The sequence below is a fragment of the Iodobacter sp. BJB302 genome (assembly GCF_002735645.1).
GTDB lineage: Bacteria > Pseudomonadota > Gammaproteobacteria > Burkholderiales > Chitinibacteraceae > Iodobacter.
The window spans coordinates 24,612-42,989 of the sequence record NZ_PDZG01000004.1 but is presented as its reverse complement, the minus strand read 5'-3'; the positions used below and the strand labels follow the sequence as shown (position 1 = coordinate 42,989).

The 18,378-nt window shown below is 49.0% G+C and carries 33 protein-coding genes; all 33 read left to right on the top strand.

Annotated elements, in window-relative coordinates; all coding sequences use genetic code 11:
- Nucleotides 1-102 precede the first annotated feature (102 nt).
- The 33 genes from rpsL to rplQ all read left to right on the top strand — a co-directional run bounded on the left by rpsL (nt 103) and on the right by rplQ (nt 18,341).
- Entirely contained in the window at nt 103-477 is a 375-nt protein-coding gene (gene rpsL, locus CSQ88_RS02265) for a 30S ribosomal protein S12 (protein WP_099396489.1), read from the top strand.
- Nucleotides 478-587: 110 nt separating this feature from the next.
- Nucleotides 588-1,058, top strand: coding sequence for a 30S ribosomal protein S7 (rpsG, locus tag CSQ88_RS02260; RefSeq protein WP_046351551.1), 471 nt, complete (start codon nt 588-590; stop codon nt 1,056-1,058).
- A 27-nt stretch (nt 1,059-1,085) separates the two neighbouring features.
- A complete protein-coding gene (gene fusA, locus CSQ88_RS02255; protein WP_099396488.1) occupies nt 1,086-3,185 on the top strand; it encodes an elongation factor G in 2,100 nt (699 codons plus the stop codon).
- Between the two features lie 26 nt (nt 3,186-3,211).
- The gene (gene tuf, locus CSQ88_RS02250; RefSeq protein WP_099396487.1) at nt 3,212-4,402 is read left to right on the top strand and encodes an elongation factor Tu; all 1,191 of its coding nucleotides are present in this window, start codon (nt 3,212-3,214) and stop codon (nt 4,400-4,402) included.
- Between the two features lie 14 nt (nt 4,403-4,416).
- A complete protein-coding gene (rpsJ, locus tag CSQ88_RS02245) occupies nt 4,417-4,728 on the top strand; it encodes a 30S ribosomal protein S10 (protein ID WP_046351554.1) in 312 nt (103 codons plus the stop codon).
- 156 nt (nt 4,729-4,884) lie between these two features.
- Nucleotides 4,885-5,529 carry a 50S ribosomal protein L3 gene (gene rplC / locus CSQ88_RS02240; protein WP_099396486.1) on the top strand — a complete coding sequence of 215 codons (645 nt, stop codon included), beginning with the start codon at nt 4,885-4,887 and terminating at the stop codon, nt 5,527-5,529.
- Nucleotides 5,529-6,149, top strand: coding sequence for a 50S ribosomal protein L4 (rplD, locus tag CSQ88_RS02235; RefSeq protein WP_099396485.1), 621 nt, complete (start codon nt 5,529-5,531; stop codon nt 6,147-6,149). The genes rplC and rplD overlap by 1 nt, the downstream gene beginning before the upstream one ends.
- The gene (gene rplW / locus CSQ88_RS02230) at nt 6,146-6,451 is read left to right on the top strand and encodes a 50S ribosomal protein L23 (RefSeq protein WP_046351557.1); all 306 of its coding nucleotides are present in this window, start codon (nt 6,146-6,148) and stop codon (nt 6,449-6,451) included. The genes rplD and rplW overlap by 4 nt, the downstream gene beginning before the upstream one ends.
- 12 nt (nt 6,452-6,463) lie before the next feature.
- Nucleotides 6,464-7,300 carry a 50S ribosomal protein L2 gene (gene rplB, locus CSQ88_RS02225; protein ID WP_099396484.1) on the top strand — a complete coding sequence of 279 codons (837 nt, stop codon included), beginning with the start codon at nt 6,464-6,466 and terminating at the stop codon, nt 7,298-7,300.
- A gap of 5 nt (nt 7,301-7,305) precedes the next feature.
- The gene (gene rpsS / locus CSQ88_RS02220) at nt 7,306-7,581 is read left to right on the top strand and encodes a 30S ribosomal protein S19 (RefSeq protein ID WP_046351559.1); all 276 of its coding nucleotides are present in this window, start codon (nt 7,306-7,308) and stop codon (nt 7,579-7,581) included.
- A 9-nt stretch (nt 7,582-7,590) separates the two neighbouring features.
- The gene (gene rplV / locus CSQ88_RS02215; RefSeq protein WP_046351560.1) at nt 7,591-7,920 is read left to right on the top strand and encodes a 50S ribosomal protein L22; all 330 of its coding nucleotides are present in this window, start codon (nt 7,591-7,593) and stop codon (nt 7,918-7,920) included.
- A gap of 9 nt (nt 7,921-7,929) precedes the next feature.
- On the top strand, nt 7,930-8,637 hold the full coding sequence (rpsC, locus tag CSQ88_RS02210; RefSeq protein ID WP_099396483.1) for a 30S ribosomal protein S3: 708 nt from the start codon (nt 7,930-7,932) through the stop codon (nt 8,635-8,637).
- Entirely contained in the window at nt 8,621-9,040 is a 420-nt protein-coding gene (gene rplP / locus CSQ88_RS02205; protein ID WP_046351562.1) for a 50S ribosomal protein L16, read from the top strand. The genes rpsC and rplP overlap by 17 nt, the downstream gene beginning before the upstream one ends.
- Nucleotides 9,037-9,225, top strand: a complete 189-nt coding sequence (gene rpmC, locus CSQ88_RS02200; RefSeq protein WP_046351563.1) for a 50S ribosomal protein L29 — start codon at nt 9,037-9,039, stop codon at nt 9,223-9,225. The genes rplP and rpmC overlap by 4 nt, the downstream gene beginning before the upstream one ends.
- Before the next feature lie 2 nt (nt 9,226-9,227).
- On the top strand, nt 9,228-9,488 hold the full coding sequence (gene rpsQ, locus CSQ88_RS02195) for a 30S ribosomal protein S17 (RefSeq protein ID WP_046351564.1): 261 nt from the start codon (nt 9,228-9,230) through the stop codon (nt 9,486-9,488).
- Nucleotides 9,489-9,675: 187 nt separating this feature from the next.
- Entirely contained in the window at nt 9,676-10,044 is a 369-nt protein-coding gene (rplN, locus tag CSQ88_RS02190) for a 50S ribosomal protein L14 (protein WP_046351565.1), read from the top strand.
- Nucleotides 10,045-10,054: 10 nt separating this feature from the next.
- On the top strand, nt 10,055-10,375 hold the full coding sequence (gene rplX, locus CSQ88_RS02185; protein WP_099396482.1) for a 50S ribosomal protein L24: 321 nt from the start codon (nt 10,055-10,057) through the stop codon (nt 10,373-10,375).
- Nucleotides 10,376-10,388: 13 nt separating this feature from the next.
- A complete protein-coding gene (gene rplE, locus CSQ88_RS02180) occupies nt 10,389-10,928 on the top strand; it encodes a 50S ribosomal protein L5 (protein ID WP_099396481.1) in 540 nt (179 codons plus the stop codon).
- Nucleotides 10,929-10,935: 7 nt separating this feature from the next.
- On the top strand, nt 10,936-11,241 hold the full coding sequence (gene rpsN, locus CSQ88_RS02175; RefSeq protein WP_099396480.1) for a 30S ribosomal protein S14: 306 nt from the start codon (nt 10,936-10,938) through the stop codon (nt 11,239-11,241).
- Nucleotides 11,242-11,256: 15 nt separating this feature from the next.
- Nucleotides 11,257-11,649, top strand: coding sequence for a 30S ribosomal protein S8 (gene rpsH, locus CSQ88_RS02170; protein WP_046351569.1), 393 nt, complete (start codon nt 11,257-11,259; stop codon nt 11,647-11,649).
- A 12-nt stretch (nt 11,650-11,661) separates the two neighbouring features.
- Nucleotides 11,662-12,195 (top strand): 50S ribosomal protein L6, encoded by a 534-nt coding sequence (rplF, locus tag CSQ88_RS02165; protein WP_099396479.1) that lies wholly within the window; start codon nt 11,662-11,664, stop codon nt 12,193-12,195.
- Between the two features lie 13 nt (nt 12,196-12,208).
- Complete coding sequence (gene rplR, locus CSQ88_RS02160; protein ID WP_046351571.1) at nt 12,209-12,562, top strand: 50S ribosomal protein L18; 354 nt, start codon at nt 12,209-12,211, stop codon at nt 12,560-12,562.
- A 20-nt stretch (nt 12,563-12,582) separates the two neighbouring features.
- Nucleotides 12,583-13,098 carry a 30S ribosomal protein S5 gene (gene rpsE / locus CSQ88_RS02155; protein WP_046351572.1) on the top strand — a complete coding sequence of 172 codons (516 nt, stop codon included), beginning with the start codon at nt 12,583-12,585 and terminating at the stop codon, nt 13,096-13,098.
- Nucleotides 13,095-13,280, top strand: a complete 186-nt coding sequence (rpmD, locus tag CSQ88_RS02150; RefSeq protein WP_046351573.1) for a 50S ribosomal protein L30 — start codon at nt 13,095-13,097, stop codon at nt 13,278-13,280. Before rpsE ends, rpmD begins: the two co-directional genes overlap by 4 nt.
- Nucleotides 13,281-13,715, top strand: coding sequence for a 50S ribosomal protein L15 (gene rplO, locus CSQ88_RS02145; RefSeq protein ID WP_099396478.1), 435 nt, complete (start codon nt 13,281-13,283; stop codon nt 13,713-13,715). It abuts the gene before it with no gap.
- Between the two features lie 26 nt (nt 13,716-13,741).
- Entirely contained in the window at nt 13,742-15,046 is a 1,305-nt protein-coding gene (gene secY / locus CSQ88_RS02140; protein ID WP_099396477.1) for a preprotein translocase subunit SecY, read from the top strand.
- 12 nt (nt 15,047-15,058) lie between these two features.
- Nucleotides 15,059-15,277: a translation initiation factor IF-1 gene (infA, locus tag CSQ88_RS02135; protein WP_046351576.1), complete on the top strand. Its 219-nt coding sequence runs from the start codon at nt 15,059-15,061 to the stop codon at nt 15,275-15,277.
- Between the two features lie 35 nt (nt 15,278-15,312).
- Complete coding sequence (gene rpmJ, locus CSQ88_RS02130; RefSeq protein WP_046351577.1) at nt 15,313-15,426, top strand: 50S ribosomal protein L36; 114 nt, start codon at nt 15,313-15,315, stop codon at nt 15,424-15,426.
- A gap of 64 nt (nt 15,427-15,490) precedes the next feature.
- On the top strand, nt 15,491-15,853 hold the full coding sequence (rpsM, locus tag CSQ88_RS02125; RefSeq protein ID WP_099396476.1) for a 30S ribosomal protein S13: 363 nt from the start codon (nt 15,491-15,493) through the stop codon (nt 15,851-15,853).
- A 16-nt stretch (nt 15,854-15,869) separates the two neighbouring features.
- On the top strand, nt 15,870-16,262 hold the full coding sequence (gene rpsK, locus CSQ88_RS02120; protein WP_046351579.1) for a 30S ribosomal protein S11: 393 nt from the start codon (nt 15,870-15,872) through the stop codon (nt 16,260-16,262).
- 14 nt (nt 16,263-16,276) lie between these two features.
- Nucleotides 16,277-16,909, top strand: a complete 633-nt coding sequence (gene rpsD, locus CSQ88_RS02115; RefSeq protein ID WP_099396475.1) for a 30S ribosomal protein S4 — start codon at nt 16,277-16,279, stop codon at nt 16,907-16,909.
- 34 nt (nt 16,910-16,943) lie between these two features.
- Nucleotides 16,944-17,927 (top strand): DNA-directed RNA polymerase subunit alpha, encoded by a 984-nt coding sequence (locus CSQ88_RS02110; protein ID WP_099396474.1) that lies wholly within the window; start codon nt 16,944-16,946, stop codon nt 17,925-17,927.
- Between the two features lie 24 nt (nt 17,928-17,951).
- Nucleotides 17,952-18,341, top strand: a complete 390-nt coding sequence (gene rplQ, locus CSQ88_RS02105) for a 50S ribosomal protein L17 (protein ID WP_099396473.1) — start codon at nt 17,952-17,954, stop codon at nt 18,339-18,341.
- Nucleotides 18,342-18,378 lie beyond the last annotated feature (37 nt).

Below are 18,378 nucleotides of genomic sequence, written 5' to 3'. Positions count from 1 at the left end.
TGGTGGTCAGCGTAAGCAGGACTGATAATGTGTTTAATGCTTTGTATGAAATGATAAGACGCAAGTGCCCCAAAAGGGCTTTTTAACCTAAGGAAGTAATCAATGCCAACGATTAACCAGCTCGTCCGTAAAGGTCGTGTGCAGGAAAAAGCAAAGAGCAAGGTTCCAGCTCTTGAGTCTTGCCCGCAAAAACGTGGCGTATGCACTCGTGTATACACAACCACTCCTAAGAAGCCAAACTCCGCGCTTCGTAAAGTTTGTAAAGTTCGCTTAACTAATGGTTTCGAAGTTATTTCGTACATTGGTGGTGAAGGCCATAACCTGCAGGAACACAGCGTTGTGCTGATCCGCGGCGGTCGTGTTAAGGATTTGCCGGGTGTGCGTTACCACACCGTACGCGGCTCTCTGGATACCGCCGGCGTTAAAGATCGCAAACAATCGCGCTCCAAGTACGGTACTAAGCGTCCTAAGGCTTAATTGCCACTGGACGGTCGGCGAGACCCATTCGGGCCGTCGAGTAAGTGGTCGTCTTGATGGGCGGCCGAGGGGGAAACCCCGACTGAATGAAATATTAAGGATAGAGAATTATGCCTAGACGCAGAGAAGTACCGAAACGTGACGTTTTACCGGATCCAAAATTCGGTAGCCAAGAACTGACCAAGTTCATGAACGTTGTCATGATGGATGGCAAGAAAGCGGTTGCAGAGCGTATCGTTTACGGTGCACTTGTGCAGATCGAGAAAAAAACTGGCAAATCACCGCTGGAAGTGTTCTCCGCTGCAATCGGTAACGCCAAGCCAATGGTTGAAGTTAAAAGCCGTCGTGTTGGTGGTGCAAACTATCAAGTACCAGTCGAAGTCCGTCCTAGCCGTCGTTTGGCATTGGCGATGCGTTGGGTTCGTGATGCGGCTCGTAAACGTGGTGAAAAATCGATGGATCTGCGTCTGGCAGGCGAACTCCTCGATGCGGCTGAAGGCCGTGGTGGCGCGATGAAGAAGCGCGACGAAGTACACCGTATGGCAGAAGCGAATAAAGCATTCGCTCACTACCGCTTCTAATCGCGTAACCCGGATAAGGAATCTCCCGTGGCACGTAAGACTTCTATTGAGCGCTACCGTAATATTGGTATTTCTGCTCACATCGACGCCGGTAAAACGACGACGACCGAACGCGTTCTGTTCTACACCGGTGTAAACCACAAGATCGGTGAAGTGCATGATGGCGCCGCAACAATGGACTGGATGGAGCAAGAGCAGGAGCGTGGTATTACCATTACTTCTGCTGCTACAACTACGTTCTGGAAAGGCATGGCGCAACAGTACCCGGAACACCGCATTAACATCATCGACACCCCAGGCCACGTTGACTTCACTATTGAAGTTGAGCGCTCTATGCGCGTTCTGGACGGTGCATGCATGGTTTATTGCGCTGTGGGTGGTGTTCAGCCTCAGTCTGAAACCGTATGGCGTCAAGCTAATAAATACAAAGTTCCACGTCTTGCTTTCGTAAACAAGATGGACCGTCAAGGTGCTAACTTCTTCCGCGTTGTAGAGCAGATGAAGATTCGCCTTAAGGCTAATCCAGTGCCGGTTGTAATTCCAGTTGGCGCTGAAGATGGCTTTACCGGCGTGGTTGATCTGATCAAGATGAAATCCATCTTGTGGGATGAAGCATCGCAAGGTATGAAGTTTGAGTATGGTGATATCCCTGCTGAATTAGCAGAGATCGCTCAAACTTGGCGTGAAAACATGGTTGAAGCCGCTGCTGAGTCATCTGAAGAGATGATGAACAAATACCTTGAAGAAGGTGATTTGAGCGAAGCTGAAATCATTGAAGGTTTGCGCATCCGTACTTTAGCGTGCGAAATTCAGCCTATGCTGTGTGGCAGTGCGTTCAAGAACAAGGGCGTACAACGTATGCTCGACGCTGTAATCGACTTTATGCCTTCACCGGTTGAAGTTGCTGCGATTACTGGCGTGGATGAAAAAGAACAACCTATTACTCGTGAAGCTTCAGATACTGCTCCGTTCTCGGCGCTGGCATTTAAGCTGATGAGCGATCCTTATGTTGGTCAGCTGACCTTCTTCCGTGTTTACTCTGGTGTTGTGAAGTCTGGCGATACCGTGCTGAACTCGGTTAAGGATAAGAAAGAGCGTATCGGCCGTATCGTGCAAATGCACGCAAACGATCGTCAGGAAATTGATGAAGTTTATGCTGGCGATATCGCTGCTGCGATTGGCTTGAAAGAAGTTACAACAGGTGAAACATTATGTGCACCAAGTGACTTCATTATCTTGGAACGCATGATATTCCCAGAGCCAGTAATTCACGTTGCTGTTGAGCCAAAAACAAAGCAAGACCAGGAAAAAATGGGTATTGCTCTAAATCGTCTTGCTAAGGAAGATCCGTCTTTCCGCGTACGTACAGACGAAGAAACCGGCCAGACAATTATGTCTGGTATGGGTGAGCTGCACTTAGAGATTCTGGTTGACCGTATGCGCCGTGAGTTTGGCGTTGAAGCAAACGTGGGTGCTCCGCAAGTTGCATACCGCGAAACAATTACCCGTATCGCTACCGATATCGAAGGTAAGCATGCTAAACAGTCTGGCGGTAAGGGTCAGTACGGTCACTGCGTGATTACTGTAGAGCCTTCGGGTGAAGGTAATGGTTATGCGTTCATCGACGAAATCAAGGGTGGTACAATTCCTCGTGAATTTATCCCTTCGGTGGACAAGGGTATCCAGAACACATTGAAAGCTGGTGTGTTGGCAGGCTTCCCGGTTGTTGACGTTAAGGTTCGCCTGACGTTTGGTTCGTACCACGATGTTGACTCTTCACAAATTGCGTTTGAACTTGCGGGTTCGATTGCGTTTAAAGAAGCGATGCGTCGTGCTGGTGCCGTTATTCTTGAGCCTATGATGGCCGTAGAAGTCGAAACACCAGAAGAGTACATGGGCGACATCATGGGCGATATCTCGTCCCGCCGTGGTATCTTGCAAGGTATGGATGATAATCCTGCTGGTGGCAAGATGGTTAAGGCAGAGTTGCCTCTTTCCGAGATGTTTGGTTACTCGACTCGCTTGCGCTCAATGTCGCAGGGTCGTGCAACTTACTCTATGGAATTCAAGCACTACTCCGAAGCGCCGAAGCATGTGGCTGACGCGATTATTGCGAACAAAAAATAATCAAATAATTTAAAGGATCTATAGCAATGGCAAAAGAAAAATTTACGCGCACAAAGCCACACGTTAACGTTGGTACAATTGGTCACGTTGACCATGGTAAGACCACACTAACAGCGGCTATTTCGACAATCTTGTCGAAGAAATTCGGTGGTGAAGCGAAAGACTACTCACAAATCGACAGCGCACCTGAAGAAAAAGCACGTGGTATTACTATTAATACTTCACACGTTGAGTATGAGACAGAAACTCGTCACTACGCTCACGTTGACTGCCCGGGTCACGCGGATTACATCAAGAACATGATTACTGGTGCTGCGCAGATGGATGGCGCGATCTTGGTTTGTTCAGCTGCTGATGGTCCTATGCCACAAACTCGCGAGCACATCTTGCTGGCTCGTCAGGTTGGTGTTCCGTACATCGTTGTTTACCTGAACAAAGCTGACTTGGTTGATGATGCAGAGTTGCTTGAGCTGGTTGACATGGAAGTTCGTGAACTGCTGAGCAAATATGATTTCCCAGGTGACGATACTCCTATCGTTGTGGGTTCTGCCCGTCTGGCACTGGAAGGTGACCAATCTGAGCACGGCGAGCCATCGATCTACCGTCTTGCTGAAGCGCTTGATTCGTACATTCCATTGCCAGAGCGTGCTGTAGACGGCGCGTTCCTGATGCCAGTTGAAGACGTATTCTCGATCTCTGGTCGCGGTACTGTGGTAACAGGTCGTGTAGAGCGCGGCGTAGTTAAAGTTGGTGAAGAAATCGAAATCGTTGGTATCACTACAACTGTTAAGACTACATGTACTGGTGTTGAAATGTTCCGTAAGCTGCTGGACCAAGGTCAGGCTGGCGATAATATCGGTGCATTGTTGCGTGGTACTAAGCGTGAAGATGTTCAGCGTGGTCAAGTTCTGGCAAAACCAGGTTCGATTACACCGCACACAAAGTTTGAAGGTTCTGTTTACGTTCTGTCGAAAGATGAAGGTGGTCGTCACACTCCATTCTTTAACGGCTACCGTCCACAGTTCTTCTTCCGTACAACTGACGTAACAGGTTCGGTTGATTTGCCAGCAGGTACAGAAATGGTGATGCCAGGTGATAACGTTGAAGTAACCGTTACCCTGATCGCTCCAGTTGCAATGGAACAAGGTCTGCGCTTCGCGATTCGCGAAGGTGGTCGTACTGTTGGTGCTGGTGTTGTTGCCAAAGTCCTCGTTTAAGCCAGGTAACTAAAATGCAAAACCAAAAAATTCGTATCCGTCTGAAAGCTTTTGACTACGCTTTGATCGATCGTTCGGCGCAGGAAATTGTTGATACGGCTAAGCGTACTGGTGCTGTTGTTAAAGGCCCGGTTCCGCTACCTACTAAAATTGAGCGTTTTGACATTCTGAGCTCCCCACACGTTAATAAAATGGCGCGTGATCAGATGGAAATTCGCACACATTTGCGTTTAATGGATATCGTTAATCCAACAGATAAAACTGTTGATGCACTGATGAAGTTGGATTTACCAGCTGGTGTAGACGTAGAAATTAAACTGCAGTAATCGGCAAACAAGATTTTTTTGCTGTGATGTGCGCTAAGTACTTGCGGTGAAAGAAAAATCTTGCTAAAGTCGCGGGCTTGCTACTTAAGGGTGGCAAGCCTTTTTTACTTTAGGTTTAGCCGGTCAATCGTAATCGGCCCTGAAAGGGATATAACTATGAGCTTAGGACTTGTCGGACGTAAAGTCGGCATGACCCGCGTATTTGCTGAGGATGGTGCTTCCATTCCGGTAACTGTGCTGGACATGTCTGCTAATCGCGTTACGCAAATCAAGACGCCGGAAACTGATGGCTATGCAGCTGTTCAGGTTACTTTCGGTGCAAAGAAAGCTAGTCGTGTTAACAAGGCTCAGGCAGGCCACTTTGCGAAAGCAGGCGTGGAAGCTGGTTTGGGCTTGGTTGAATTTAACGTTACTGCTGAGAAATTAGCAGAATTGAAGGCTGGTGATCAGCTTTCAGTTGAGATGTTTGCGGCTGGTTCTTATGTTGATGTTACTGGTACAACTCTGGGTAAGGGTTTTGCTGGTGTAATTAAACGTCACCACTTCTCTTCCAACCGTGCCTCCCACGGTAACTCGCGCTCGCACAATACGCCGGGTTCCATTGGTCAGGCGCAAGATCCGGGTCGTGTTTTGCCGGGTAAGCGCATGGCAGGTCAACTGGGTAACGTTCAGCGTACAACCCAGAACTTGGAAATCGTCCGTGTCGACGCCGAACGTCAATTGCTGTTGGTTAAGGGTGCAGTCCCTGGCTGCAAGGGCAATGACGTAGTTGTTCGTCCGAGTGTGAAGGCAGGTGCGTAATGGATCTTAAAGTCATCAATGCTGCCGGCGAGGCGCAAGCCGCTGTTGCTGGTTCAGATGCACTGTTCGCACGCGAATTCAACGAAGCGCTGGTTCACCAGGTTGTGACAGCTTACTTCGCGAATGCTCGTAGCGGCAATCGTGCTCAAAAAGGTCGTGATAACGTAAGTCACACGACCAAAAAGCCTTGGAAGCAGAAAGGTACTGGCCGTGCTCGTGCTGGTATGAGCTCCTCCCCGCTTTGGCGTGGTGGTGGTCGTGCTTTCCCGAATAGCCCGGACGAGAACTTCTCGCAAAAGGTTAACCGTAAGATGTTCCGTGCTGGTATCGCGACCATTCTGTCGCAACTGGTTCGTGAAGAGCGTCTTGTGGTGGTGGAGAGCTTTACTGCTGAAACACCAAAAACTAAGGCTTTCGCGCAGAAACTGGCTGCTATGCAGTTGGATTCCGTGTTGATTATCACCAAAGAGCTGGATGAGAACTTGTACCTCGCGTCGCGCAATCTGGCGCACGTTCTGGTGCTTGAGCCATCGCAAGCTGATCCAGTGAGCCTCGTTCGTTTTAAGAAAGTGGTTATCACTCGCGAAGCACTGCAAGCTTTTGAGGAGTTGTACGCATGATGCAATTCTCTGAAAATCGTCTGCTTCAAGTTCTTTTGGCACCTATCGTGTCAGAAAAGACCACTTTTGTGGCTGAAAAGAATGACCAGGTTGTTTTCCGTGTATCCACGGACGCTACTAAGGCAGAAATCAAGGCCGCTGTTGAACTTCTCTTTAAAGTGAAGGTTGAGGGTGTGTCTACATTGAATGTCAAGGGCAAGGGCAAGAAATTTGGTCGTACCGTAGGTCGTCGCAAGGACTGGAAAAAGGCTTATATTAGCCTTGCTGCAGGCCAAGAACTCGACCTCGCGGCAGCGCAGTAAAGGAGACTGAAAATGGCATTGGTAAAAGTAAAACCGACGTCCCCCGGTCGCCGCGCCGTCGTCAAGGTTGTGACCCCAGATCTACACAAGGGTGCGCCATACGCTCCTTTGCTCGAGTCGCAAAGCAAGACAGCTGGTCGTAACAACCGTGGTGTGATTACAACCCGTCATATGGGTGGTGGTCACAAGCAGCATTATCGTCTTATCGACTTTAAGCGCAATGACAAGGATGGTATCGTGGCGCGCGTTGAGCGTCTTGAGTACGATCCTAACCGTACCGCTAACATCGCGTTGCTTTGCTACGCAGATGGTGAGCGTCGCTATATCATTGCTCCTAAAGGCCTGAAGGCTGATATGACCGTGATTTCTGGCTCGGATGCGCCGATTAAGGTGGGTAATACCCTCCCAATCCGCAATATCCCAGTTGGTTCCACAATCCATTGCATTGAACTGCAACCGGGCAAAGGCGCTCAGTTGGCACGTTCTGCAGGTGCAGCAGTTCAGTTGCTGGCTCGCGAAGGTGCTTACGCTCAATTGCGTTTGCGCTCTGGCGAAATCCGCAAAGTTCATGTTGACTGCCGCGCTACAATCGGTGAAGTAGGTAACGAAGAGCATAATCTTCGCTCCTACGGTAAAGCAGGTGCTAAGCGTTGGTTGGGTATTCGTCCAACTGTTCGTGGTACTGCAATGAACCCGGTTGATCACCCGCACGGTGGTGGTGAAGGTCGTACTGGTGAAGGTCGTGTTCCAGTAAGTCCATGGGGCCAGCCTGCTAAGGGCTATCGCACTCGTCGCAACAAACGCACAAGCAATATGATCGTGCGTCGTCGTCCCGCGAACAAGAGGTAATGTAAATGGCACGTTCTATTAAAAAAGGCCCATTCGTTGACCTGCACCTGATCAAAAAGGTGGAAACTGCCCGCGCGGCGAACGACAAGCGTCCAGTGAAAACTTGGTCACGCCGTTCTACTGTGTTGCCAGACTTCGTTGGTCTGACAATTGCGGTTCACAATGGTAAGCAGCACGTTCCAGTATATGTGAACGAAAATATGGTTGGACACAAGCTGGGTGAGTTCGCACTTACCCGCACGTTCAAAGGCCATGCTGCGGACAAAAAAGCCAAGCGATAAGGTGAAGACATGCAAGTATCTGCTGTATTAAGCAACACTCGCCTCTCCGCCCAAAAAGCGCGGCTGGTCGCTGACCTAGTCCGTGGCAAGCCGGTAGAGCAGGCGTTGAACATTCTGGCCTTCTGCCCTAAAAAGGGTGCAGTTTTAATTAAGAAGGTTCTGGAATCCGCTATTGCCAATGCTGAGCACAATGAGGGCGCCGATATCGACGCACTCAAAGTGACCACAATTTTTGTGGATAAGGGACCTTCTCTTAAGCGTTTCAGCGCACGTGCCAAAGGCCGTGGCAATCGTATCGAGAAGCAAACTTGCCATATCACATTGATTGTTGGCGATTAAGGAGCGACTATGGGTCAGAAAGTTCATCCGACGGGTTTTCGTCTCGCCGTCACTAAGAACTGGGCTTCGCGTTGGTACGCCAACAGTAGCAATTTTGCCGGTATGCTCAATGAAGATATCGCAGTACGCGATTATCTGAAAAAGAAACTGGCCAGTGCTTCAGTGAGTCGTGTCGTAATCGAGCGTCCGGCTAAGAATGCCAAAATCACTATCTTCACGGCTCGTCCTGGTGTGGTGATTGGTAAAAAGGGTGAGGATATTGAGCAGCTCAAAAAAGCGCTGCAAAAGATCCTGAATGTGCCCGTGCATGTAAATATCGAAGAAGTGCGTAAGCCTGAAATCGATGCACAAATTATTGCTGACAGTATTTCTGCGCAACTTGAAAAGCGCGTAATGTTCCGTCGTGCGATGAAGCGTGCAATGCAAAACGCAATGCGTCTTGGTGCTCAAGGTATCAAGATCATGTCGTCAGGTCGTTTGAACGGCATCGAAATTGCGCGTACAGAATGGTATCGTGAAGGTCGTGTGCCTTTGCATACTCTGCGTGCAGATATTGATTACGCAACTTCTGAAGCCAAAACCACCTACGGTATCATTGGTATCAAGGTTTGGGTTTATAAAGGCGAAATGAAGCCGGGCGAAAAGGCTGCTGAACCAGCACCTGAAGCTCAGAAGAAAAACGCACGGAAGGGGCCTCGCAATGCTGCAGCCAACTAGACTTAAGTATCGCAAGGTCCAGAAGGGCCGTAACACGGGTATCGCTACCCGTGGTAACAGCGTTGCTTTTGGTGTGTTTGGGCTCAAGGCCACAAGTCGTGGTCGTCTGACTGCTCGTCAGATCGAATCCGCACGTCGTGCGATTACCCGTTATATTAAACGTGGTGGTCGCGTATGGATTCGTACGTTCCCAGATAAGCCAATCTCTACCAAGCCCGCTGAAGTGCGTATGGGTAATGGTAAGGGTAGCCCGGATTACTGGGTTGCTGAGATTCAACCAGGCAAAGTTTTGTATGAGCTGGATGGTGTAGATGAAGCGGTTGCACGTGAGGCTTTCCGTCTTGCATCTGCTAAATTGCCATTCGCGACTACCTTTGTCACTCGTCAGGCGGGACAACGATGAAAGCTGCTGAACTACATCAGAAATCTGTTGAAGAGCTGAAGGCTGAGTTGACCGCATTGTTGAAGGCGCAGTTTAGCTTGCGTATGCAGCATGCGACGGGTCAACTGGCAAAGCCAAGCGAACTCAACCGTGTGCGCAAAGATATTGCGCGCGTTCATACCATCATGGCTCAGAAGGCGGCTTAACGATGTCTGAAGCTAAACTGAAGCGCGAACTGACAGGCCGTATCGTCAGCGACAAAATGGATAAGACTGTTACCGTGTTGGTAGAGCGTCTGGTTAAACACCCGCTCTACGGCAAGATGATGCGTCGTTCCAAAAAATACCATGCACACGACGAAAGCAATCAGTATCACGAAGGTGATTTGGTTACAATCCAAGAAATTCGTCCACTGTCCAAGACTAAAAACTGGGCTGTGACGACGCTGGTAGAAAAAGCTCGTAATTAATATTTAATACGTGCTTGCGCGGGTATTGTGCTTTATGTACAATGCCCGCTTTCTTATCCATAAATAACATCTTGTTGTGTATGGAGTTCTTCCCTACGGGATCCAAAACTAGCTGCTAATGCTCGGTTTTGCCGAGCGACTCGGTTTTGCCGAGATTATAGGCGGAAAAAGTTGGAGGTTTGTTTCAATGATTCAAATGCAAACTAGGCTTGAAGTTGCTGATAACACTGGTGCACGTTCAGTAATGTGCATTAAGGTTCTTGGTGGTTCCAAGCGTCGCTACGCTTCGGTGGGCGATATTATTAAGGTTGCCATTAAAGATGCTGCCCCTCGTGGCCGTGTTAAAAAAGGTGACGTATATAGCGCCGTAGTGGTTCGCACCGCTAAGGGCGTACGCCGTGCTGATGGTTCGCTTATCAAGTTTGATGGCAACGCTGCAGTTCTCCTTAACGCCAAGCTTGAGCCTATTGGTACCCGCATTTTCGGGCCAGTGACTCGTGAGCTGCGCAATGAACGATTCATGAAAATCGTTTCACTTGCGCCAGAAGTGTTGTAAGGGGACGGGCATGAACAAGATTCGCAAAGGCGATGAAATCATCGTTATCACAGGCAAGGACAACGGCAAGCGCGGTACAGTGCTGCGCGTAATCCCGGCTGAAGATCGTGTCGTGGTTGAAGGCGTTAATGTGGTGAAAAAACACCAAAAGCCTAATCCAATGCGCGGTGTACAGGGCGGTATTGTCGAAAAGACTATGCCGGTTCACATTTCTAATGTTGCCTTGTTTAACACTGCAACGGGCAAGGCTGATCGCGTTGGCTTCAAGACTTTAGAGGATGGCCGTAAGGTTCGTTTCTTTAAGTCTAGTGGCGAAGTGGTTGGCGGCTAAGGGGTGATGAAAAATGGCTCGTCTGCAAGAGTTTTATAAAGAACAAGTAGTGCCAAAGCTGGTTGAACAGTTTGGCTACAAATCCATCATGCAAGTTCCACGCATCGACAAGATCACCATTAACATGGGTGTTGGCGAAGCGATTGCGGATAAGAAAGTGATGGATCATGCTGTTGGTGATTTGGTGAAAATTGCTGGTCAAAAGCCGGTTGTTACTGTAGCTAAAAAGTCGATTGCTGGTTTCAAAATTCGTGAAGGTTATCCGGTTGGCTGCAAAGTGACTTTGCGCCGCGAACGTATGTTCGAATTCCTGGATCGTCTGGTAACGATTGCTCTTCCACGTGTACGCGACTTCCGCGGCGTGAGCGGCAAATCGTTTGACGGTCGTGGTAATTTCAATATGGGTGTTCGTGAGCAAATCATTTTCCCAGAAATCGAATACGACAAGATTGACGCTTTGCGTGGTATGAATATTACGATTACCACTACAGCTAAATCCGATGAAGAAGCGCGTGCTTTACTCGCTTGCTTCAAGTTCCCATTCAAGAGTTGAGGCAACCATGGCTAAAGTCGCAGTGATTAAGCGTGAGGAAAAGCGTCGTGCAACCGTCGCCAAGTACGCCGCCAAGCGTGAAAAGCTGATGGCGGTCATCAATGACCAGAGTGCATCTGACGAAGAGCGTTTTGCTGCTCGTTTGCAATTCCAGCAGCTTCCGCGTAATGCAAGCCCGGTACGTCTAGTAAATCGTTGTTCGATTACTGGTCGTGGTCGTGGCGTGTATCGCAAATTCGGACTCGGCCGTATCAAGCTACGTGAACTCGCCTTCAAGGGTGAAGTTCCTGGCATGGTCAAGGCTAGCTGGTAATAGGAGAGATAAAACATGGCAATGCATGATCCTATCGCCGATATGCTAACCCGTATTCGCAACGCACAACGCGCGGACAAGGCACAAGTTACAATGCCATCGTCCACGCTGAAGTTAGCAATTGCTGGCGTGTTGCAAGATGAAGGTTATATCGAATCGTTTGAAGTCGCAGGTGAAGTTAAACCTGTTTTGACCATCGAACTCAAGTACTACGCTGGTCGTCCGGTTATCGAGCGTTTGGACCGCGTGTCCAAGCCGGGTCTGCGCATCTATAAAGGTGCAACAGAAATCCCAACGGTGATGAACGGTCTGGGTGTGGCTATTTTGTCCACCTCCAAAGGCGTAATGACAGATCGCAAAGCACGTGCCAATGGTATTGGTGGCGAGCTTCTGTGCGTCGTCGCTTAAAGAGGTGAATCGATGTCTCGCGTAGCAAAAAACCCAGTAGTTATCCCGGCAGGCGTTGAAGTAAATTTCGCTGCTGGTGAAATCGTTGTGAAGGGCCCACATGGCACAATGACGCAAACTCTTTGCGTTGATGTGGATGTCAAGGTTGAGGACAATGCAGTTCAATTTGCCGCTAAGGGCGCATCTAAGCATGCCCGCTCTATGTCCGGTACTTTGCGCGCATTGGTAAATAACATGGTAACAGGCGTTTCTAAAGGCTTCGAGCGTAAGCTCTTGCTGGTAGGCGTTGGTTACCGTGCTCAGGCTCAAGGCGATATCTTGAACCTGACTCTCGGCTTTTCCCACCCTGTTGCGCATGCAATGCCAGCGGGTGTGAAGGTGGAAACTCCGACACAAACCGAAATCGTCCTCAAGGGCGCCGACAAGCAACTGGTTGGTCAGGTTGCAGCCGAAATTCGTGAATACCGTAAACCAGAGCCATATAAAGGCAAGGGTGTACGTTATTCCGATGAGGTTGTCGTATTGAAAGAAACCAAGAAGAAGTAATCGAGGCTGAATCATGGACAAGAACCAAGCTCGACTCCGCCGCGCACGTAAAACCCGTGCAAAGATTTCGGAGCTCAAGATGTTGCGTCTGTCGGTGCACCGCACCAACAGTCACATCTACGCCCAGATCATCGACGAAACCGGTAGCAAAGTACTGGTTTCTGCTTCAACTCTTGAAGCTGATGTTCGTGGCCAAATCAAGAATGGCGGCTCTGTTGATGCCGCAGTCGTGATTGGCAAGCGTATCGCTGAAAAAGCGAAAGCTGCAGGTGTCGAAACGGTTGCATTTGACCGTTCCGGCTTCAAATATCACGGCCGTGTTAAGGCCTTAGCTGATGCTGCCCGTGAGGGCGGCCTCGTCTTCTAATTGAGTTTGGAGTTGATATAATGGCTAAGAACGATATGGAAGAACGCGGCGACGGCCTTCGTGAAAAGATGGTCGCTGTAAATCGCGTAACCAAGGTCGTCAAGGGTGGTCGTATCCTTGGTTTCGCCGCACTGACAGTAGTTGGTGATGGTGATGGCGGCGTTGGTATGGGTAAGGGTAAATCGAAAGAAGTGCCTGTAGCCGTACAAAAAGCAATGGAAGAAGCCCGTCGTAAGTTGCAAAAAGTTACTTTGCGCAACGGTACAATTCATCACACAGTATTTGGTAAACATGGCGCTACTACAGTGTTCATGCAGCCTGCTGCTGATGGTAAGGGTATTATTGCTGGTGGTCCAATGCGTGCTGTGTTCGAAGTTATGGGTATCCATAATATTTCGGCAAAGTGTCACGGTTCGACCAACCCGTACAACATCGTACGTGCAACTTTAGATGGTCTTTCTAAGCTTCACACGCCAGCAGATATTGCTGCGAAGCGCGGTAAGTCTGTTGAAGAGATTCTGGGAGCTGCTAAATGAGCGACTCTAAGAAATTCAAAGTAACTTTAGTTAAAAGTCTGATTGGTCGCCTGGAAGCTCACAAGGCATGTGCCCGTGGCTTAGGTCTCCGTCGTCTTAATAGTAGCTCTGAAGTGATCGATACCCCGGAAAACCGTGGTATGGCAAACAAGATCAGCTACCTACTGAAGGTGGAAGGCTAAATGGAACTTAATAACCTGAAACCAGCTGCTGGTTCTACTCACGCTAAGCGTCGTGTAGGCCGCGGTATTGGCTCTGGCTTAGGCAAAACGTCTGGTCGTGGTCACAAAGGTCAGAAATCACGTACTGGTGGTTTTCATAAGGTCGGTTTTGAAGGCGGTCAAATGCCTCTGCAACGCCGTCTGCCAAAACGTGGTTTTGTTTCACTCACACGTGGTGATACCGCTGAAGTTCGCTTGTCGGACATCAACGATTTGCCATTGAGCGAAATTACCTTTGAAGCACTGCTTCAAGCTGGTGTGGTATCTCAGCATGCTCTGCGCGGTAAAGTTGTACTTTCCGGTACTATTGAGCGTGCAGTTGTACTCAAGGGCTTGGCTGTAACTAAGGGTGCCCGTGTTGCTATTGAAGCAGCTGGCGGCAGCATCACCGAGTAATTCGGTAAACTGAGGATAAGGCAGTAATGGCAAATCCCGCTCTGGCTAGTTCTGCAAACAAGTTTGCAGACCTTAAAAGTCGGATTTGGTTCCTCATCGGGGCACTGATCGTATATCGAATCGGTGCACACATCCCGGTGCCAGGTATCAATCCGGCTGAACTGGCAAAATTGTTTGAGTCGTCGCAAACCGGTTTATTGAACATGTTCAATATGTTTTCCGGTGGTGCTCTCTCTCGCTTTACCGTGTTCGCTATCGGGATCATGCCTTACATCTCGGCGTCGATTATTTTACAGCTCGCTGCCGAGGTGCTGCCATCTCTGAAGCAGATGAAAAAAGAGGGAGAAGCAGGGCGTCGTAAAATTACGCAATATACGCGTTATGCGACACTGCTTCTTGCTACTGCACAGAGCTTTGGTATTGCAATGATGCTGTTCAAACAGCCGAATCTGGTAGTTGTAGCGCAAGCTCAGTTTGTGTTTACTACTATTGTGACGCTGGTGACAGGCACCATGTTCCTGATGTGGTTAGGTGAACAGATCACCGAACGGGGTATCGGTAACGGTATCTCTATCCTGATCTGTTCTGGTATTGCTTCTGGTTTGCCTTCGGCAATCGGTAAGACACTATCACTTGCTAATCAGGGTGCTTTACCTATTTTGCTTGTGTTGTTTCTCTTTGTTGGTGTTGTGCTGTTAACTGCGGCGGTTGTGTTCGTAGAACGCGGCCAGCGCAAAGTTCCTGTTCATTATGCGAAGCGCCAGGTTGGCAATCGCATGATGCAGGCGCAAAGCACTCACCTTCCACTGAAACTGAATATGGCGGGCGTGATCCCTCCGATTTTTGCCTCGTCAATTATCTTATTCCCAGCGACTTTACTGTCGTGGACCGGTAATAGCGATAAATTGTCATGGTTAAAATCGATCGGTGACATGCTGCATCCTGGTCAGCCGCTCTATGTACTGTTGTATGCGACTGCGATCATTTTCTTCTGCTACTTCTATACTGCTTTGGTCTTCAATCCGAAGGAAACAGCAGATAATTTGAAGAAAAGCGGAGCGATGATTCCGGGTTATCGCCCGGGAGACCACACTGCGAAATACATCGAGAAGTTGATTTTAAAACTCACATTAATCGGTGCTGTTTATATTACGGTCATCTGCTTGATTCCGGAGTTTTTGATTCTGAAATGGAATGTTCCATTCTATTTTGGCGGTACATCTCTGTTGATTCTTGTAGTCGTAACAATGGACTTTATGTCGCAGATGCAGTCTTACGTGCTCTCACACCAGTACGAGAGTCTGCTCAAGAAAGCTAACTTCAAGGGCTAGGCGTAACAGGCTATGGCGAAAGACGAAGTCATTCAGATGCAGGGCGAAGTCCTTGAAACGTTGCCAAATGCAACGTTTAAGGTCAAGCTCGAAAACGGACATGTGGTTCTTGGTCATATTTCTGGTAAGATGCGGATGCATTACATCCGCATTCTGCCTGGAGATAAGGTTACAGTGGAGTTGACTCCCTATGATCTGACTAAGGCTCGCATTGTATTCCGGGCTAAGTAACAGCCCGGATTTAATTTTGATCGAAAGGAAAGACGATGAGAGTTCAAGCGTCGGTCAAGAAAATTTGCCGCAATTGTAAAATCGTACGCCGCAACCGTGTTGTGCGTGTGATTTGCACCGACCCGCGGCACAAGCAGCGTCAAGGCTGATTGTTGCGACAATCAGTTCATGATGTTAATATGCAAAGCTTTTTGAACCTGGGGTAAGAAAAGTATGGCCCGTATTGCTGGGGTTAATATCCCGAATCATCAGCATACTGTGATCGGCCTTCAGGCTATTTTCGGTATTGGTCGCACACGCGCCTATGCCGTCTGCGCTGCAACCAGCGTTGAGCCTACAAAAAAGGTTAAAGATCTCAGTGATGCTGAACTAGATCTGCTGCGTGAAGAACTTGGCAAGTATATTGTCGAGGGTGATTTGCGCCGCGAAGTGACCATGAGCATCAAGCGTCTTATGGACCTTGGTTGCTACCGTGGTTTCCGTCACCGCAGAGGACTTCCGTGCCGCGGTCAGCGTACTCGTACCAATGCGCGTACTCGCAAGGGTCCGCGTAAGTCCATCGCTGGCAAGAAGTAATCCAAGGAATTAAAGAATGGCTAAAGCAAACACAGTACGTGTACGGAAGAAAGTCAAAAAGAGTGTGTCAGAGGGTGTTGTGCACGTGCACGCGTCTTTCAATAACACAATCATAACCATCACTGATCGCCAAGGGAATGCACTGTCTTGGGCTACCTCGGGCGGTGCTGGTTTTAAAGGCTCTCGGAAAAGTACACCTTTTGCGGCTCAGGTAGCTGCAGAGGCTGCTGGTAAAGTTGCCCAAGAATACGGTGTAAAGAACCTCGAAGTTCGCATCAAGGGTCCGGGTCCGGGTCGTGAGTCCGCTGTGCGTGCATTAAACGCACTCGGCTTCAAGATCACGAGTATTTCGGATGTTACGCCGATTCCGCATAACGGTTGTCGTCCGCCGAAGAAGCGTCGTATCTAATCCCGGAGTAAGTTATGGCTCGTTATATTGGACCCAAGTGCAAACTTGCACGTCGTGAGGGTACGGATCTTTTCCTGAAGAGCGCTCGTCGTTCTTTGGATAGTAAGTGCAAACTGGAACAAGCTCCTGGTCAGCATGGTGTGAGTGGCGGTAAAAAGCCTTCACGTCTGTCAGACTACGGCGTTCATTTGCGCGAAAAACAAAAGATTCGCCGCATTTACGGCGTATTGGAACGTCAGTTCCGTCGTTATTTTGAAGAAGCTAGTCGACGTAAAGGTTCTACAGGTGAAAACCTGCTGAAGCTTCTTGAATGTCGTCTTGATAACGTTGTTTATCGTATGGGTTTTGGCTCTACACGTGCTGAAGCTCGTCAACTTGTTTCCCACAAAGCTATTGTGGTAAACGGTAGTGTTGTGAATATTCCTTCCTACTTGGTTAAGGCTGGCGACGTTGTTTCTGTTCGCGATAAATCGAAAACTCAGGCTCGTATCCAGGAAGCTGTTTCCCTGGCTGAGGGTATCGGTTTTCCGAGCTGGGTTCAGGTAGATTCTAAGAAGCTTGAAGGTATGTTTAAAAACATGCCAGAGCGTTCCGATCTGTCCAGCGACATCAACGAAGCGCTGGTTGTGGAATTCTACTCCAAGTAATATTCTGACCCGGCTAGCCAAGGGATACTGACTTATGCAAATCAACGCGAATGAGTTGCTCAAGCCGCGCATCATTGATGTGCAGGCTTTAAACGCTGCCCAGGCGAAAGTCGTGATGGAGCCGTTCGAGCGCGGTTACGGCCATACGCTCGGCAATGCTCTACGTCGCATTCTTCTTTCTTCCATGTCTGGTTTTGCACCGACTGAAGTGAAAATTGAAGGTGTGGTTCACGAGTATTCCGCACTGGATGGCGTGCAGGAAGATGTAGTCGATATCTTGCTGAACCTCAAAGGCGTTGTGCTCAAGCTGCATGGTCGGGACTCGGTCGTTCTCACCCTCTCAAAAGAGGGTGAGGGCGTCGTTAAAGCGTCCGATATTCAGCTGTCTCACGATGTTGAGGTGATCAATCCAGATCATGTGATTGCCCATCTGTCTGCTGGTGGCAAGCTTAATATGGAAATTACGGTTGAAAAAGGTCGTGGCTATCAGCCTGCGCCTAACCGTTTAGCTAAAGATGAAAGCCGTACTATCGGTAACATCATGCTTGACGCGTCTTTCAGCCCGATTCGCCGTGTTAGCTACCACGTAGAAAGCGCCCGTGTAGAGCAGCGTACTGATCTTGATCGTTTGATTATTGACATTGAAACCAATGGCGTAATCGAACCTGAAGAAGCTGTGCGTCAGGCTGCACGTATGCTAATTGACCAGCTCGCCGTGTTCGCTGATCTTGAAGGCACTCCCGTAGAGGAAGAGCAACCACAGGCACCGCAGATCGATCCGATTCTGTTGCGTCCGGTTGATGACCTCGAACTGACTGTCCGTTCGGCTAACTGCCTGAAGGCAGAGAACATTTATTATATCGGCGACCTGATCCAGCGTACCGAGACTGAGCTTTTGAAGGCACCTAATCTTGGGCGTAAATCGCTTAATGAGATCAAGGAAGTTCTTGCCTCTAAAGGCCTCTCGCTGGGCATGCGCCTTGAAAACTGGCCGCCTGCTGGCTTAGAAAAGCCGTAATAGCGGGCAAAAGGAAATCGACAAATGCGTCACCGTCAATCTAATCGCAAATTAAATCGCACGACAAGTCACCGTCTGGCGATGTTGCGCAATCTTGCGAATTCGTTGCTCCGTCACGAAGTCATCAAGACCACTTTACCTAAAGCAAAAGAGCTGCGCCGTGTTGCTGAGCCTTTGATCACTTTAGGCAAAAAGCCTTCACTTGCGAACCGCCGTCTGGCGTTCAATCGCACGCGTGATCGCGATATGGTGGTTAAGTTGTTCGATGTGCTCGGCCCGCGTTATGCTGCCCGTAATGGTGGCTACCTTCGCATTCTGAAGTGCGGTTTCCGTCAAGGCGACAATGCTCCTATGGCATTCGTTGAGCTTGTAGACCGTCCTGAAGAAGCGGAAGCGGTTGAAGCAGCTGAGTAATCAGTTGTTTTGCAGCTATTCGTTGTAATGTAAAAAA